Annotated in this window: 14 protein-coding genes and 1 riboswitch; of the genes, 6 read left to right on the forward strand and 8 right to left on the reverse strand. The window is 62.8% G+C overall.

What is annotated here, in order from left to right; all coding sequences use genetic code 11:
- Positions 1-106: 106 nt before the first annotated feature.
- The 6 genes from DVS29_RS20345 to DVS29_RS20370 all read right to left on the reverse strand — a co-directional run bounded on the left by DVS29_RS20345 (position 107) and on the right by DVS29_RS20370 (position 7,731).
- Positions 107-910, reverse strand: a complete 804-nt coding sequence (locus DVS29_RS20345; RefSeq protein WP_124800668.1) for a hypothetical protein — start codon at positions 908-910, stop codon at positions 107-109.
- Between the two features lie 20 nt (positions 911-930).
- Positions 931-2,139, reverse strand: a complete 1,209-nt coding sequence (locus DVS29_RS20350; RefSeq protein ID WP_118182296.1) for a glycosyltransferase family 4 protein — start codon at positions 2,137-2,139, stop codon at positions 931-933.
- A gap of 33 nt (positions 2,140-2,172) precedes the next feature.
- Positions 2,173-3,438, reverse strand: a complete 1,266-nt coding sequence (locus tag DVS29_RS20355; RefSeq protein WP_124800669.1) for a hypothetical protein — start codon at positions 3,436-3,438, stop codon at positions 2,173-2,175.
- Positions 3,431-5,626 (reverse strand): polysaccharide biosynthesis tyrosine autokinase, encoded by a 2,196-nt coding sequence (locus DVS29_RS20360; protein WP_164707949.1) that lies wholly within the window; start codon positions 5,624-5,626, stop codon positions 3,431-3,433. Before DVS29_RS20360 ends, DVS29_RS20355 begins: the two co-directional genes overlap by 8 nt.
- A gap of 241 nt (positions 5,627-5,867) precedes the next feature.
- Complete coding sequence (locus DVS29_RS20365) at positions 5,868-6,719, reverse strand: polysaccharide deacetylase family protein (protein ID WP_420816146.1); 852 nt, start codon at positions 6,717-6,719, stop codon at positions 5,868-5,870.
- Positions 6,720-6,924: 205 nt separating this feature from the next.
- Positions 6,925-7,731 (reverse strand): sterol desaturase family protein, encoded by an 807-nt coding sequence (locus DVS29_RS20370; protein WP_164707950.1) that lies wholly within the window; start codon positions 7,729-7,731, stop codon positions 6,925-6,927.
- 332 nt (positions 7,732-8,063) lie between these two features.
- Between DVS29_RS20370 and DVS29_RS20375 the strand changes: the two genes are divergently transcribed.
- Together DVS29_RS20375 and DVS29_RS20380 are read left to right on the forward strand one after the other, a co-directional pair.
- Positions 8,064-8,240, forward strand: coding sequence for a Flp family type IVb pilin (locus tag DVS29_RS20375; RefSeq protein WP_118182301.1), 177 nt, complete (start codon positions 8,064-8,066; stop codon positions 8,238-8,240).
- Between the two features lie 369 nt (positions 8,241-8,609).
- Complete coding sequence (locus DVS29_RS20380; protein ID WP_118182402.1) at positions 8,610-9,407, forward strand: sulfotransferase family protein; 798 nt, start codon at positions 8,610-8,612, stop codon at positions 9,405-9,407.
- A gap of 50 nt (positions 9,408-9,457) precedes the next feature.
- On the opposite strand, the gene DVS29_RS20385 is transcribed toward DVS29_RS20380, so the two are convergent.
- Positions 9,458-10,180, reverse strand: coding sequence for a spherulation-specific family 4 protein (locus DVS29_RS20385; RefSeq protein WP_420816143.1), 723 nt, complete (start codon positions 10,178-10,180; stop codon positions 9,458-9,460).
- Between the two features lie 216 nt (positions 10,181-10,396).
- Positions 10,397-10,478, reverse strand: a riboswitch (cyclic di-GMP riboswitch).
- Positions 10,479-10,946: 468 nt separating this feature from the next.
- On the opposite strand from DVS29_RS20385, the gene DVS29_RS20390 reads away from it, so the two are divergent.
- From DVS29_RS20390 to DVS29_RS20405, 4 genes are read left to right on the forward strand one after another with little or no spacing between them, the layout of a single operon-like run.
- The gene (locus DVS29_RS20390) at positions 10,947-11,843 is read left to right on the forward strand and encodes a DUF3034 family protein (RefSeq protein ID WP_118182302.1); all 897 of its coding nucleotides are present in this window, start codon (positions 10,947-10,949) and stop codon (positions 11,841-11,843) included.
- A gap of 2 nt (positions 11,844-11,845) precedes the next feature.
- On the forward strand, positions 11,846-12,286 hold the full coding sequence (locus tag DVS29_RS20395; RefSeq protein WP_164707951.1) for a group I truncated hemoglobin: 441 nt from the start codon (positions 11,846-11,848) through the stop codon (positions 12,284-12,286).
- 19 nt (positions 12,287-12,305) lie between these two features.
- A complete protein-coding gene (locus DVS29_RS20400) occupies positions 12,306-12,923 on the forward strand; it encodes a methylamine utilization protein (RefSeq protein WP_118182303.1) in 618 nt (205 codons plus the stop codon).
- A 10-nt stretch (positions 12,924-12,933) separates the two neighbouring features.
- A complete protein-coding gene (locus tag DVS29_RS20405; protein WP_118182304.1) occupies positions 12,934-15,264 on the forward strand; it encodes a bifunctional diguanylate cyclase/phosphodiesterase in 2,331 nt (776 codons plus the stop codon).
- A gap of 207 nt (positions 15,265-15,471) precedes the next feature.
- Here the strand turns inward: DVS29_RS20405 and DVS29_RS20410 are convergent, their stop codons facing one another.
- On the reverse strand, positions 15,472-17,004 hold the full coding sequence (locus DVS29_RS20410; RefSeq protein ID WP_118182305.1) for a hypothetical protein: 1,533 nt from the start codon (positions 17,002-17,004) through the stop codon (positions 15,472-15,474).
- Positions 17,005-17,079 lie beyond the last annotated feature (75 nt).

Here is a 17,079-nt window from a genome sequence, read left to right on the forward strand (position 1 = left end):
TTTGGCCATGTCCCTTTCGCAGTCGAAACAACGGAAAGGTTAACAGGAACGATCGAAAGTAAACAGCCCCAGGCATCATTTTGTTAAGGCTTCTAAAAGCCGGCGGTTAGCAGAGAATCGGCGTGGACAGCATTGCCGGATTGCCGCCCTTGATGGTCGTCATCGTGAAGCACTTCCACTGCGTGCCGATATAGCTGAATCGCCCCATGCCGATGCCAACATTGGTGAGGTAGCGATCCCAGCTGGAGTTTTGCGCAAGCCAGTAGTCGGCGCCCGTCGAAAGCATCAGGTGCTTGCCGACATCCCGTTCGCTTTGACCCGGCTCCGGCTCGATCCTGGCTTCGACCGCGACCAGCACGCCGCGTATGCTCCGCGGATCGATGCTGACCTTGCCGGCGGACGGCCAGAAATGAAACACCGCCGATGGCTTCGTTCGGACCACCGTATTGCCCGCGTCGTCGTGTGTGATCTCGGCTGCAGTGGCCAGGTTGTCCTTGTAGTCCGGCCTGAACTGACCGCCATCCATCGAACTCGATTCCTGCACGAGCTCGAGCTTGCCGGATGCCGTCTCGACGTACGTACGCAGGTTGCGCAGCGCGACACGAAACCCAACCGGCGCGCTGCCGTCGGCGCGGAAAATCTGCCCCCAGCCGGTGATCGCGTGAAAATCCTTCGGCGGCCCGGCGCCATGCTCGACGACCGGTGTCAGACGCCAGCTGTATGAAGGCGGCACGCCATAGGGCACGGCAACATGCGGCAGATGCATCTGGCGCATCGCATCGCCGACCGTGGTGTGAAGTGCCGTTTCGCCATCGTTCTGACCGGCCCATGCCGCCGCACAGAGACCGCCCACACACACGCACGCGCATGCCACGCTTCGGCGAATCAACCGGCTATGCTTGCCTCTCATCCGTCACCTCTTGCGATGGGCTAGCGGCCAACGAGCGACTCGTACACCGCGCTGATCCGCCGGTAGTGCACGCCTGCCGTAAATTGCTGTTCGGCCTTGAACCGCGCGGCCCGACCCATGACGTCCTGGCCGCGGCGGTCCCACAGCACGCGCGCAGCATCCCGCAACGCGTCGACATCGCCGGGCTCGAAAATGAGACCATCCTCGCCATCTTCGATCAGTTCGGGAATACCGCCAATGCGTGCACCGATCACCGGGCGGCCCAGTGCGAAACTTTCGAGTATCGACATCGGGCAATTTTCATAGGCTTCGGCAGGCAGAATCGAGGCAACGGCCTGACCGACCAGCGAATAAAGCGCATCGCCATTCTTGAAGCCCAGGAATTCGATGTTCGGACACCTGGCCGCGAGCGCCTTCGCCTCGTCCAGATAGCTTCCCTCGCCAACCAGCACGAGCGGAATATCCGGCAACTGCGCAAAGGCCTCGATCAGCGTGCCGATACCCTTGGTCCGCTCGATGCGTCCAAAGTAAATGAAGTAACTTCCGGGTTCGGCGCGCGGCTCGAAGCGCTCGATGTCGATAAAATTCGGCACCACTTCGATCTTGCGCGAGTCGATGCCGTTTTCCGCCATCTTCGCGGCAAAGAAGCGGCTCACCGCCAGAAAGCGATCGATCGTGTCGACGCTACCCAGCCAGCGGGAAAGATACGACTCCGACATCGAAATCGCACTGCGCACATAAGAACCCCGATTGCATCGATACGCGAGTGCGCGCCAGTAGTCTTTTGCGTGGCACGCCTCGCACGGCTTGCCGCCGCGGCTGCACGTATAGACCGGACAGACGAGCTTGTAGTCGTGCACGGTCTGTACGACTGGAATCGCCTTGTCCTTGAGCACCGGCAGGATCGACGAGGTCAGCTTGCCGTAGTAGATGTGCAGATGCGCGATGTCGATGCGCTTTTGCGCGACCAGCCTGGTCAGGTTGTTCCGCGCCGCCACCGAGTAGTGATAGCGCAGCACGTCCATTGCCGACGGCGCATCGAAATTCGCGCCGCGCGGAAAGAACGGCGCCCATTCCGAAGGCTGGTCGCGTTCGCTCTTTGCACAGAACGGCACGACGTCATGCCCTTGCCGCGCGAGCAGGTCGCCAAGCGACAGAAAGTACCGGTCGGAGCCGCCTCGAACGAAATGATTCTGCGAGACGTTCAGGACATTCAGTCGTGTGTTCATGACGTTCTCTTCACATCGCCTTCGCGGTCCGCTTCAGGATCGCCGCGCGCTGCTCACCATCGCGCCCGCCGTGAAGTAGAAGAACGACATCACGGGGAAGTTCGTCACCAGGTTTTCGGAGCAGAAATAGATGATCAGGAAGACCGCGGGTATGGAGATGAAGTACCCGCCCAGCCTGCGCATGATCGTGAGATTGAGCACGACAAAGCAGAGAAACATGCCCGGCCCCAGCTCGAAAATGAACCGCATATAGTCGCTATGCGGCACGAGCCTCATGTCGGTGAGCGCCTCGCTGCTTCCCACGCCGAGACCCAGCAACTGCTGGAGCGGCGACGCGTGCTGGTACAGCATGATCAGGTTGACCCAGTGCTTCAGGCGGAAAATCAGCGAAATGTCGCTGGTGCCCGCGGCCATGTAGATGCGCCCGTAATCGAGTTTCGCGAGCCCCCAGAGGCCGCCCGATTCGGCAAGCACGGCATTGAGCGAATGCCATGCGGACTGCGCGCGGTTAAGGATCTCCAGCTTGTCGCCGAGCGTCTCGTAGATCACCACCGGAATCGCGCCTGCAACCAGCATGCGCGCCACGTTCAAACCAAAATAGATGAAATAGAGCGCAATGGCGATGGCCACCAGCGCACCCAGCGTCTTGAACGCGAGCACGCAGACGACGAGGTAGCCCACGATCATCCAGCGCCGCACGCCGGCAAGAATCAAGGTCCACGAGCTGACCACCGCGAACGCGACCGCGTTGTTCCGGTTCGCAAAGATCGACAGCGGCTGTTCGTTGATGCCGTCTCCGCCGCCCACCCGATACAGATCGATCAGCGCCGTAAGCAAGGGCACCGCGACGAACAGCACCACCAGCGCGAAGCTGGGGCGCTTTTCGAAGTAGCTGTCGTCCATCGTCTCGCCCGCGAAGTAGAACATGAAGAGCGAGAGGATCTTGATGCCTTCCACGAGTTGCGCGTGGTCTGCATTGAAGAGGAAATTCGCGGTGCCGAACAGGAGCACTAAGCACCCAAGGACACGGGCGCCATGCGTCAGATAGCCAATTCTCGTGGTCAGCAGGTACGCGATGCGCAAGACGAACACGAGCGCGCATGCGTTCGACAGCGCCTTGAGCGCTTCGCTATGCCCAGAGAAGGCCCAGACGAGCAGGACGACGACGTAGCCGAACTCCCATCGCAACAGCGACTGGCTCGAAAACGTGCCGGCGGTGCGTCGCACGGCCGGCGCGTTCGCGTCGATCAGGCTCACCTCGCTTGCCAGTGTCTCGGGACCTTCCAGGCTGCTAGACATCGTAGTGGCTTGCGACATAGGCATGCGTGCCATACCGCCTCGCCATTTCATAGCGGCTGCTGCGCACCTTCACGCTGTTCAGCACGATCCCCTTGATGCGCGCGCCCGCCTGTCCGAGCCGCTTGAGCGACGCGTCGATCTCGCCCGGCAAGGTCTCGCCGAAGCGCGCGACGAGAATCACCGAACCCGCATACGGCGCGATCACCGCGGCATCGGACACCGCGAGCACCGCCGGCGCATCGATCAGCACGACGTCATAGCACTCCGACGCGTCCCGAATGCACGCGGCGAAGCGCTCGGACATCAGCAGTTCCGCCGCGCCCGCGGGATAGCTGCCCGTTTGCAGCAGGTCGAGGCCAGGCGCGACGTTTTGCACCAGCACTTCGTCGACGCTAGCAACGCCTTGAAGAATCTCGCTAAGACCGCGCCCTTTAGGTGCGCCCAGATAGCGCCAAAGCGCCCCTTTGCGCAGATCGGCATCGACGAGCAGCACGCGCTTGTCACCGGCGGCCAGCAAGGTGGCCAGATTGGCCGTGAGAAACGACTTGCCGATGCCGGGAAGCGGTCCCGCCAGCATGATCACGTTGTTCGATGCGCCCAGCAGATCCACCTGCAGCGCCGAGCGCAGCATGCGCATGCCTTCGACGGCGGGGTCGCGCGAATAGCACAGTGCGAGCGGCAGTTGCTGCGGCACGCCGGTCTCCGCGCGGGTCATGATTTCCTGCTGGCGTTCGCTCAAGGGCACCGTCGCGTACACGCTCAAGCCGGTGGCCGCTTCGATCGCATCCGTATCGGTCACGCCCTTGCGCAAGCGGTCGTAAACAGTCGCGATCGCACCGCCGAGCATCGCTCCCGCCAGCAGCGAACCGAGCATGATGATCAGCTTCATCGGCTTGACCGGTTTGACCGGAACTACCGCCGGATCCACGATTTCCGCGGTGCCCGTCTTGCCCGCGCTCACCAGTTGCAGTTCCTCCACGTACTTGCGCATGGCCTGCACGAGATCGGCGTTGACGTTGGCATCGCGCTTCAGCTGCAGCGCGCCCTGCTCCGTCTGAGGCAATGCATGCACCCGTTGCTTGAGACGGTCGATCTCGTGCTGCGTCGTCTGCATCTGCTGATCGATCGCGACGACCTTCGGGTTGGTATTGGCCAGCGTCGCGCCGAGCTCCTGACGCGATCGCTTGAGCGTCAGCATGGTCGCCTGATTCTCGGCGATCTGGTTAAGCAGCAGCCGCTCTTCCTCGGACGGATCGAGCAGGCCGCCGGAGCCGCGATAGTTGTTGTACGCCGCTTCCGAATGCGTGGTCTGACTCTCCAGCTCGGGGATCGTCTGGCGGATATGCGCGAGCGCGTCTTCCGCGATCCGCGCCTTGCGCTCCTTGTTCCAGCGCACATACAGATCGGAGATGTCGGTGATGGTTGCCGCCAGTACCGTCGGGTCGACGCCCTGCAGCGACAATTTGATGACATTCGTTTTGGTGCCGGCCTCGGCGATCTTCAGCTTCTTCTGCAGTTCCTCGACCACCAGCGGCTCGCTCTTGCGCACCACGATGAACTGGCTGTCGGGATTGCCGTTGATCAGGTCGACACGGATGGTGATGGGTCCGCCCGCGGTGTCGAAGGTTTCCGTCGCGCCGGTATGCCCTTCACGCGGCGCTGCAAGACCCGGTCCGTCCAGTTCGTAACGGCCATTGGCAACTGCACGTATCGTGTATTTCTTGCGTTCGTAGCGCGCGGGCACGTCGAACGCGCCCATCTCGATGCGCTCGGTGCCCCACACGAAGCCGCCCATACCGAAGAGGCCCGGCGTCGACAGGCTGTCGCTGTACCGGGCGATCATCGCGCCGATCAGCGGAAAATAGTCGGGCGTCGCGTCGATGAAAAGCTTCTGGTTCGCGACCGCTTCGGACACGATACGGCGCGAGCCCAGTACCTGAATTTCGCTATCCGCGGTGCTGGTATCCGTGAACGACGGCGCGACGTAGTAGTTCAGCGAATCGGCAGCCGTCGGCTGCGACAGACCGGAATCGCTGACCTTGATGAGGGCATTGGCTTCGTACACGGGCGGCGCCAGAAACGCGTAGCCGCACCCGAGCGCGAACACGGCGGCGGTCGTCACCGCGACCATTTTCTTGTGATCGAGCAGCGAATCCACAACGGCCAGATAGTCGAATCCGATATCCATCGGCCGATGCTTTTCCAGCGCCAATTCTCTTGGCTTCATGCGAACCCCATCAGAAGATTGCGCGAGCCTGCTGTCCGGTTCCGGCTGGAAACGACGTACGGTGCCTGTCGCCAGACGGCGATTGGCCCGGTCGCCGCTCAAGCCCGGTTTCTGTACCCTGTACTGGTCGTTACTCTAGCTTCCGCTTCTGCAACCCAGTGCGCGACAGAACACATTACTCAGCGGAAGTGCAGCGCGGCCTTTAAAACTGCGGGAAGCGTCCACGCAGTCCGCCGCCCGCGCGCCAATACGCGATCAGGCGCGGGATGCCGGTCAGTTGCAGCGCGAACCAGCGAACCGGCGCGTGATCGCTGATGATCAACGTGCGCAGGCGAAAAGGATCCGTGTGCATGTCATTCCAGCCCACATCGCAGGTACGTGCAGTTTTGTAGCCCGCGGCCTTCACGTATTCGAGTTCGCGTGTTCCGTAGTTGCCGTTGGGGTAGGCAAAGTGTTCGCAGCTGCCCACCAGCTCCGCGATTTCCCGTTTCGAACGGCGGATTTCGTCGCCGCATTCGTCGTCGCTGCAGCGCGTGAGAATCGGGTGGAAGCACGTGTGCGACTGGAAATCGACCTGCACGCGCATCGCGTCGATCTGCTCGAACGTGAGGCCGGTTGCACGATCGTCGACATCCTGATGAAAGCCGAGCACCTCGAGTTCCGCGAGGCGCTGGTCGTTCGTCTCGCGCTTAAGGCGCTCGATTCCGGCGTGCTCCGCGCCCGGGTACAGCCACCAGTGCGTGCGCGGGCGGCCTACGATGCGGCTGCAGAGAAAGATCGTCGGACGCACGCCGTGCTTGACGAAAATGGGCAGCAGTTGCGCGTTGCCCGCGTGTCCATCGTCCAGCGTGATGACGGCGCGCGGACGCCCGTTGCCAGGTTTGTGCAGATCTTCCAGCGGGATCAGATCACAGATGGTCTTCAAATACGCGAGATGCGCATCGAGCGTCTGCGGATCGGGGTCGTGATAGAGCAGGATGGCGACGCGGTCGCGCCACAACAGCGCACGCGTGGCATACACAATGCCGGACGCGATGGCGACACGGGCAAGCATGTCCTTCAACAGCGTCTTGTGGTCCATCGCCGCCTCCGTGCTGACCGGGGAACATACGGCGATTCATGCTATGTGCGGGCGTGCGCATGCGCTGTGCGTTGGCGCACGTTGTCGGGGAAAGGGATACTGGGTGTGGGGAGTTGACGTCTTGCGTAGAAGGGCGATCTTCAGCGTTTCGCTTCCATGCCGCGCACTCGTCGCGGCTTCACTCTGCGAGTGGCGCGGCGATCTCTTCGCGATAAGCGAGCATCTGCCGGTTGCGAACCCAGGGCCACCGCAATGCCTGCAACAGCGTGCGTGGCGCCTCGCCCGAACTTAACCCGACATCGACGAACTCATCCGCTCCGAGCCGGCGGTGGGTACCGAACAGCACGTCCCAGAGCGGCAGCAGGTCGCAGAAATTTCGGTTGTAGTCGCGCTCGTGCCGCGAGTGATGCAGCCGATGATATTGCGGATAACTGAAGAGCAGCGTGATACGACGTGGCGCGTAGCGCAGGTTCAGATGCGCGACGTGGTGATTGACGAGGAACACGATCCCGACCGTCGTGCTGACGCTCGGCGGCACTTTGAACAGGATGCCGACGAACGGATACATGAACATCGCCTTCAGCATCGGTTCGAGCCAGTAGTGGCGGTAGGTGAGCGTGACGTCGTAGTGCTCGGCGCTGTGATGCAGTTCGTGCATCTTCCACAGGAACGAGAAGCGGTGCTGAGCGCGGTGGAACAGATATTCGAGCAGATCGGTGAAGACGAGCACGGTGACGAATGCAGCCACCCAACCGATGGCGCCCCGGCCAAAGGCGATCCATCCCGCGCCGAGCGCATGCGTGAGGATCAGCGGAACGCTGATCAGCAACGGCCGCGCGGCCGCCACGAGCACCAGCATCGCAAACGTATAGCGCAGGTTGAACCACTGGTGCCGTTGCGCCACCGGCCGTGCATGCGGAACAAAGCGCTCGACCGCGATCGCCGTCGTCAGCATCACGCCCACGAACAGCAAGGATGCCGTCATGCTGGTTCCGATGTCGCGGAGCGCATCCCACAGCGCGGAGCTTGTCGGCCAGACATTCATGCCCGTACTCCACATTCGTGTATATCGCCCATATAACGGCAAGCCCGCACTGCCGCTTGAGCAATTGATCGCGACCACGCGCCACGCGGTGAGGAGCCGCCAACGATGAGCGCATTTTCCGGAATCTCGGGAAAACCCCTCCCGGAATTCTCGTTGCCATCGTTAAAGTGCGCCGGCGCGCTGCCGTTAAACCTTACACCGCCTTTGTGTGTCGTGTTTCCAGGTTGCGTGGTGCGACACACACACCGGACTCCAGACACGGAACCCACATCATGCGTGCCTTCATCACTTCAATCTGCTTCGACGAACGCGGTATTTCCGCCATGGAATACGCGCTCATGGCCGGCTTCGTTGCCGTTGCACTCACCGGAATCGGCGTAGCGTTTGGAACCAACGTTTCCTCGCTGTTTGCGACGATGTGGACGCATATCTTCGCGTCCGCCTCCTGACTCGCGCACTTCCCTTCCGCCGGCCGCATCTATGCGATGCTGGCAGCCTCACCTTCCGGCGTGGGCCTGCTCTCGAAGCACTCGCAAACGTTAGCGGCATCCGTGGCAACACTGCTCCTGAGCGTTTTGCGCGCGAGCGCTGACACGCACCAGCCGGTCACGCAGCCCGCGGCACCGCCATCCGGCATATTACAAACCGCTTGACGCAGATATGCGTCCTCGCGCGGCGCAGTTCCACAGCGCGAATCCGCACGTCCCACGCTGAACTGCCTCCCGCAAACCGCAATTCTGTTCTCGCACAACCGACGTTACGGCACCGCCTGACCCGCGTGTATGCTCGACACGAGATCGATCATCGGGAGCGCGGCAATGGAATCCTTTCCGCTGTTCATCGTCGGTGCGCCGCGCTCGGGCACGACGTTCCTGTGCTCGCTGCTGAACACGCATCCGCTGATCGACCTGACCAACGAGTGCCGCGTCTTCGTGCTGCTCAAGCAGATGCTCGAAGTCGACGCCAGGCGCCCGGACGTGGTGGGCGCACGCTATCGGGAACAGGTGGAAGCGTTCGGCCGGCGCTCGCTCGGATCCTGGGTCGAGCGGTTCTATCGCGAAGAGCTCGGCATGCGCGCGCCGATCTGGGGCGACAAGCATCCCGCGTATGGCGACCCAACGGTGCTGTCGGGCCGCGCGGCTTCGGTGGAGCGCGAGCCGCGCTCGGGTTCGTGCCTGCGGCTGATTCGCGAAACGCTGCCCAGCGCGCGCTTCATTCATATCCATCGCGATCCGGGGCACGTCGCGAACTCGCTGCTGCGCAAACGCTGGGCGCCGACGGTCGAGGATGGCGTGCGGATCTGGGGGCAATATGTCGACGAGATCATCGGCTTCTTCGACGAGTTGCCGGCGTCGCATACGCTAACGCTTTCATATCGCAATCTCGTCGAAGATGGCTCGACTACGGTGGCGAGTATCGGGCGTTTTCTCGGGCTCGACGACGTCGCGCCGATCGGCGACTTCCTCGCATCGCAACGTCACGCGCCCACGCCGTTCAGCGATCCGGTGACGGACATCGCCGACCTGTATCTCGTGCCGACCGGGCACACGCGAGACGATGCGCTGCTCGCGCTGGCGGGCAAAGGCGCGGCCGATCTCGGCTACGCGGTCGCGTAACCCTGAATAACCGCGGCGGCACGCAATGCGCGCCGCGGCAATCCACGCCGTTACTTGATCACCGCATCCGCGGTTTCGGTCGTCCAGTATGCCGGCAGTTTCTTGTACGGATTCGGCAGCGTCAGCGACGTGACATATACGCCGCCCGCCTCATGCGCAGCCGCGAACTGCATCGTGCTCGCAAGCGAAGCTGCGGGCACGTTGTACACCATGTGCACGAAGCGGCTCACCGGATAGTTCGCCTGCCACGCGGACGCCTTGAACTTCGCATAGTTCGCCGCGTTGTCTTCGTACACCACGAGCTGATCGGCCACCGGCAGGCTTGCGTAGATCTCGGGCACGTTGGTGCCGGGATTGCCCATCACCTGGTAGGTCGATGAAAGGCCCTTGATGTAGTTGTAGATCGACTGATAGAACTGCACGTGCGCCGTCTTGCTGTCGGACGTCATCTCGTCGATGAAGAAGCCGTCCACCTGATAGAACTGCGTGTACAGATTGATGTCCTGCACGACGGCCGAAAGCGCGCGCGTGCCTGCCTTCGTCGACACGTAGCCGATCACCTTGCCGCCGGCCGCATGCACCTTGGCGATCGCGGGGATATACGTGGAGTCGACCTTCTTGCCCGGTCCGCTGTTCGGATTGAGGATCACCGTGGTCGGCACGCTGTTCGCCGACACGGCGAGCGCATTCCAGTCCGCCGGATCGCTGTCCGCATCGAAATACGCGGGCACGACGAGCTGCAGCGTGGTTGCGGCCTCGGCATACGCGTGCACACCCGCTGCGAGCGCACTCGCAACGACCAGGGAACGCCAGGCGGCGCGGGAAGTGTGAGCAAAGCGGCGAGGGTTCGCCGACGACCGAGCGAACGACAAAGCGGACGACAAAGCGACGGCCGATGCCGTCACCATAGCGGTGATGCGATTCATTTCGTTTGCCTCTGACCGGGCGTAGCGCTCGAGTCGGTTGGCCCGCCGAGAATCGGGAACTCGACAGGTAACTGGCTAACTCCCAACGTTGGGAGTCCCTATAGCTTTGCGTAGCCGGATCGCTCCGGGGTTGCCAACTGCAGATAACGGCGGCGTTCAAAGACCCTTTAGAGAAATTTCGAAGAATTTTTTCCCTTGCACCAGCAGCTTGATGACGAGCGTCAAGCACTGACTCGCATTTCCGTGGCAAAACTCTTCCCGCACCTCCGTTCAGTTAGATTAATTCCTCTTGCGGCAAACGTTCCGGCAGAACCGCAAACGTTAAACCGTCCCAAGTGTTGACGAAAGCTACCTTCGCGACAAGCGGCGCACGAAAAAAACGCGCTCGGCCCGGCGTAGGCAAATACCCTCAAAGCGTCGTCGACATGGCGATCGCTGCTCAAGTCAAATTTCACGCTGCCGATAAGCTGAACAACTGAAAATAGCCTGTCGACAGCCTCTGCCGTCGCGCCCATCCGTTGCCTTCGCGCGCATCGATCGGACGACCCTGTCGAGCATCCCAGGCTGCTCCACCTTTGCGGCGCTTCAGCGCTCACCAGCTGCTTAAAAGAAGATGACCGGAACACTCACGCGCATTGCGCTCGGCGCGCTTGCGATTTCGATGTGCACCGCGGCCCTCGCCGACGATACGCCGCCAGTGCTGCCGCCGACGACGGGCGGCAAACTGCTGCTCACGGGCGGCGTGTCGGAAGTGGAAGGCGCCGCGGGCGGAGGCCTCGTGCCGTGGGCGCTGATCGGCGGTTATGGCACCGCCAGCCAGGTCGGCGGCAATGTACACGGCACTTACCTGCATACCCAGGACTACGCGCTCTCCACCTACGGCGCCGAAATCGGCATCGCGAACCGCTTCGAGTTCTCGGTCGCGCGTCAGGTGTTCGATACGCGCGACGTCGGCGCGCAGCTGGGCCTCGGTTCGGGCTTCAAGTTCAACATGGACACGATCGGCTTCAAGGTGCGCCTTTTCGGCGACGCGATTCTCGATCAGGACACGTGGGTACCGCAGGTGTCGACCGGCATCCAGTTCAAGCACAACGAACAGGGCGATATCGTGCGCGCGGTGGGCGCGACGAGCGCGTCGGGCACGGACTACTACGTGTCCGCCACGAAACTGCTGCTCGCACAGAGCCTGCTGCTGAACGGCACGCTGCGCTTCACGAAGGCGAACCAGTTCGGCCTGCTCGGCTTCGGCGGCGATCGCTCCAACAGCTACCACCCGGAATTCGAAGCATCGGCCGCGTATCTGCTGACGAAGAGCATCGCGATCGGCGCCGAATACCGCACCAAGCCGAACAACCTGAGCTTCGCGCGCGAGCAGAACGCATATGACGCGTTCGTCGCGTGGGCGCCGAACAAGCACGTGTCGCTCACCGTCGCGTTCGTCGAACTCGGCGACGTAGCGACCATTCACGATCAGCACGGCGCATACGCGTCGCTGCAACTGGGATTCTGACCATGCGACCGATCTCTGCCCTGAAGGCAGCCACGCTCGCCGTATTCGTCGCGACGTCCGGCTTCGCACTGTCCGCTCATGCGGACGACTCGCTCTATCAGGCGTTCGGCGGACAGGCCGGCGTCGCGCGCGTGATCGACGACATGTACGCCAACGTGCTCGCTGACCCGCGCACCGCGCCCTACTTCGACGGCGCGCCGATCAAGCGCATCAAGCAGAAGCTGAACGAGCAGTTCTGCATGCTGATGGGCGGTCCGTGCGTGTACACCGGCCGCACGATGAAGCGCACGCACGAAGGACAGAACATCGACCGGGCCGCGTTCGACGCGCTCGTCGAAGATCTGCAGAAAGCAATGGACAAGAACGGGATCCCATTCCATACGCAGAACAAGCTGCTCGCGAAGCTCGCGCCGATGTACCGCGACGTGCAGGACCGCGAGTAAAGCAACGAGGCCGATTGAAATGACAGCAACACAGATCGCATGGCGCGCGTTCGTAGCCGGCGCGCTCTGCCTGAACGCCGTGCTCGCGTGCGCGTCCACCCTGCGCGTGCAGGTCGTCGACCAGAACGGCGCGCCCGTCAGCGACGCAGTCGTCTACGCGACGCCCGAAAGTGGCAGGCTGCCAGCGCCGAAGCCCGGCACCGCGGTGATCGACCAGGTGAAGCGCATGTTCGTTCCGCACATCTCGGTCGTGCAGACCGGCACGGCGGTGACGCTCCCGAACAAGGACAACTTCGAGCACGACGTGTACTCGTTCTCGCCCACGAAAACGTTCGAAGTGCACCTGTATCACAACACGCCGGCCAACCCGGTGGTGTTCGACAAGCCGGGCCTCGTGCTGATGGGCTGCAACATCCACGACCAGATGGTGGCCTATCTGCTGGTCGTCGATACGCCATGGTTTGCGAAAACGGATGCAAAGGGCGTTGCGACGATCGACAACCTGCCGGCGGACAGCTACAAGCTGACCACCTGGCACGAGCGGCTGCAGAGCGCCAACGCGTCGGTCGTCCAGTCGGTCAGCACCAGCGCGGCTGACAGCGCCGCGCGCGTCACGCTGACGCTTAAGCCCGAGTAACGAGGCCCGCATGCGATTCCACAGCCTGCGTGCCCGAATCGCGTTCGTCGTCGTGCTGTTGATGCTCGCCGCACAGGCGGCAGGCTTTCTCGTCATCAGTTCGGTGATCCGTTCGAACGCGCGCGCCAATGCGTTCGACCAGCTGTCGGTCGCGGAGCGCGTGCTCACGCAGATCCTGCGTGCGAACGGCCAGCAGCTCACGCAGGCCGCGGTCGTCGTCGCCGGCGACTTCGGCTTTCGCGAAGCCGTCGCGACGCACGACGAGAACACCGTCGCATCCGCGCTCGCGAATCATGGCGACCGCATTCACGCGGACGTGTCGATGCTTGTCGATCTCGACGGCAATCTGGTGGCCGACAACACCGGTGCGGAGCCGCCAGGCAAGCGCTTTCCGTTTCCGGAGCTGATCCGCACGGCGAGCCATGGCGGCAGCGCCAGCTCGATCGGCATGCTCAACGGCAAGTTGTACCAGCTCGTCGCCGTGCCCGTGAAAGCGCCGCTGACGATCGCGTGGATCGCGATGGGCTTCGCGATCGACAACGCCACCGCGCGCGACATGGCCGGCGTCACGTCGCTCGACGTGTCGTTCCTGCATCGCGGCGGCAACGCGCGCTGGACCGCGCTCGCCAGCTCGCTGCCCGCGCGTCGGGCGCCAGGCACCGACGACGCGAGCCTTCTCGCCGACAACAACTACGCGACCCGCCTCGTGCTGCTGCCCTCGAGCGGCGGCACCGTCGCCGTGTTGCTGCAGCGCTCGCTGGACGACGCGCTCGCGCCGTATCGCAGCCTGCAGTCGGCGCTACTGCTGATCACGCTCGTCGGCGTGGCGCTGTCGGTGGTCGGCAGCATCGTCACGGCGCGTAGCGTCACGCGTCCGATCGCGGCGCTGACGCGGTTTTCGCGGCGCATCGGCGTCGGCGATTACGCGCAGCCGCTCGAAGTCACGGAACGGCATGGCGAGATAGGCGAACTCGCGCGCGCGTTCAGCGCGATGCGCGAAGGCATTTCGGAGCGCGAGCGCCGTATCACCGAACTCGCGTATCAGGACCCGCTGACGAACCTGCCGAACCGCGCGCGCTTCAACGACCGGCTGCGCGAAGCCGTGCGCGAGGCGCTGCCCGAAGGCCGCTGCTTCAGCCTGATGATGATGGACCTCGACCGCTTCAAGTACGTAAACGACACGCTCGGCCATCCGATCGGCGACCAGTTGCTGTGCGAAGTCGCGACCAAGCTGCGCGCCACGCTGCGGCGCGATACGGACATGGTCGCGCGCCTCGGCGGCGACGAATTCGCGGTGCTGCTGCCACTGCACGATGCGGCCGCGGCCGAGCAGATCGCAACCCGCATCGCGAAGACGCTGGAGGAACCGGTCGTGATTGAAGGGCAGCTCGTCGACGTGGGCGCGAGCATCGGCATCGTCACGTTCCCGCAGCATGGCGCCGACATGAGCGTGCTGCTGCGGCGCGCGGATATCGCGATGTACGTCGCGAAGCGCGGCAACCTCGGCTACGTCGCGTACGACGACCGCTACGACCAGAACAGCGCCGAGCGGCTCTCGCTGATGAGCGAGCTGCGCCAGGCCGTGGAGCGCGACGAGCTGACACTCCACTATCAGCCGAAGGTCGATCTCGCGACCGGCAAGGTCAAGTACGTCGAAGCGCTGGTGCGCTGGGATCACCCCACCCGCGGCTTCGTGCCGCCCGACCAGTTCATTCCGTTCGCCGAGCAGACCGGCTATATCAAGGCGATCTCGCAGTGGGTGGCGAACAAGGCGCTCGAACAATGCGCGGCGTGGCGCGACAAGGGCATCGAGCTCGCCGTGTCGGTCAACGTGTCGGCGCGGGAGCTGATCCAGTCGACGCTGCCCGACATGTTCAGCGCGCTGTTGCACAAGTACCAGATGGATCCGCAGATGGTGTGGATCGAGATCACCGAGAGCGCGATCATGGACGATCCGAATCACGCGATCGAAACGCTTGACCGTCTGCATGCGCTCGGCATCCGCCTCGCGATCGACGACTTCGGCACCGGCTATTCGTCGCTCAGCTACCTGAAGCGCATGCCCGTGCACGAGCTGAAGATCGACAAGTCGTTCGTGATGGGCATGGGCGAGCACAAGGACGACGAAACGATCGTCCGCTCGACGATCGACCTCGGCCACAACATGGGGATGAAGGTGGTGGCGGAAGGCGTCGAATCCGAAGAGGTGATGGTACGGCTGCGCGCGCTGCAATGCGACCTCGCGCAAGGTTTTCATCTGAGCCGGCCGCTGCCGCCCGCGAAGCTTGAAGAGTGGATGCTGGATTGGGAGATTGCGCAGGCGGTGACGGACGCCGGATAGGCGCGCGTGCGAAGCATGCACCGCAGGGCGAAGATTTAGTGGCAGCAGCACCGGTTTGTACGGGCATCAGTTCAGCATGGAACGGATACACGGGTGCGTGCTCGTCGCGCCGAACCGATCGCCGCAGGGCGCGCTTCAGCTTGCATGTCAGGCGGACCAACTAGCTGCAGCAGCATGACAATCTCGCAGGCCATGCGTTGACCCACGTCAGTCGATCTCGAACGCCATCTCGCTGGCCTGGTGATGTTTCGCGTAGTCGATCAGTGTACGCTTCAGTTTCTCTGCCGATCCGGCATCGGTTGCGTAAAACGACACCACGCTGGATGCGGGACTGACGCGTAGCCCCGTTAGCTTCATCTTGCCGACGAGTCGGAACGCGGCAGGACGTTTGGGGAACCACTCGTCGTAGATGATCGCGTAGTGGACGCCCTTCTTCTGCATAAGGTCGCTCATCCACACCGGATCCCCGTTGCCGAGACGCGCTTTCAGGGCGCTCATCGAACCGAGACCATAAAGGTCCAGCAAGTACTGGCCGCCGCGCAGCGTGATGAGGCCGATGTCGTTCGCCGCAACCGGTTCGCCCAGAGACCGCACGATTTCAGCCATCTGTGCCTGCTGGTAATAGATATTTGAACAGGCCACGGGCGTGAACACCGTCGCAGAGGCCAGCGTGAATCCGAGCAGCGGCGCCGCTATCGCGTCACGCCAGAAGTACCGGCCATCGCTCAGAAGCCGCACACCGCAGAGCGCCACGAAAAGTGAAATATAAGCGGTGTAGCGGCCAAAGCATCCGCTCTTGCCGAACGCCAGGTGCAATACGCATGCCGTGAGAATGAAGATGGCCCACGCCCGGTCACGTCGCCAGCACGCATAGACGAGATAGACAATAGCGAGCAGCAGCCCGGGGGAGACCAGCGCGTTCGCAAGCGTGTTCCGGGCCACCCCGAAGCCGCTCGTCATGCCGGATTTCGCGATCACCGAACTCGGCAGGACGTCGAGGCCGTGCAGATGAAGAAACAGCGAAAAGCCGCCAATCGACAGCAAGGTCAAACCCATCGCGACCGCTGCGGCGCGCCATTGGCCGCGCCACGCAGCGAGCACAAGGACAGGAATCGAGATCGCGCTGTCTTCGTAGCGCACCAGCGGCAATATGACAAGTGCGGCGAACACATACAGCGGGAGCTCGACGCGCCCCTCGGGGAAATCCGGACGGCGCAGATACGGCCGAAGCACGATCGCGATGAGTAGCAGTTGGAGACTGTGCTCCATGCCCGAAAATACAAGCCCGTAGGCGTTGACCCAGAATGCGACACCAACGATCAACGCAATGCGATAGTGCGGCCGCACGTCGTCGAACGTACGGCCGATCACGAACACGAGCCCCATCAAGCAGGCGCAATTCACCAGCAGCGGTACATATTCGAACAGGCCTGGCAGCGCCGCAAATGGCGCCAGCACGAAGGGCCAGAGAATGCTCGATGAAGGTGCCGAAGGCTCGGAGAGATTGAGCCCGTAGTGGCCGAGCCAGATGTTGCGCGCAAGCGCGAGATGAATATAGGGATCGTCGAACGAATAGGTGAAGTGGCCATTCGTCGTGTAGAGGACCAGAGCGAACAAGACGAGCAACGGCAACGCGCCCGCCAGTGCAAGCTCCCGCACTAGCTCGGTACGGCGTATTGCGTCTGAACGTCCCTGCACCGGTAACTCGATCAGCACGCCTGCCGCTTCGATATCGCTCATGGATGAATTCTCGTGATATTGATCAATCGCCCGTCGCTTCTTTGCTGCCGGCGCCGGTGCGAATCCGCCATGGCG

The sequence above is a fragment of the Paraburkholderia phosphatilytica genome (assembly GCF_003443895.1).
Lineage (GTDB): Bacteria > Pseudomonadota > Gammaproteobacteria > Burkholderiales > Burkholderiaceae > Paraburkholderia > Paraburkholderia phosphatilytica.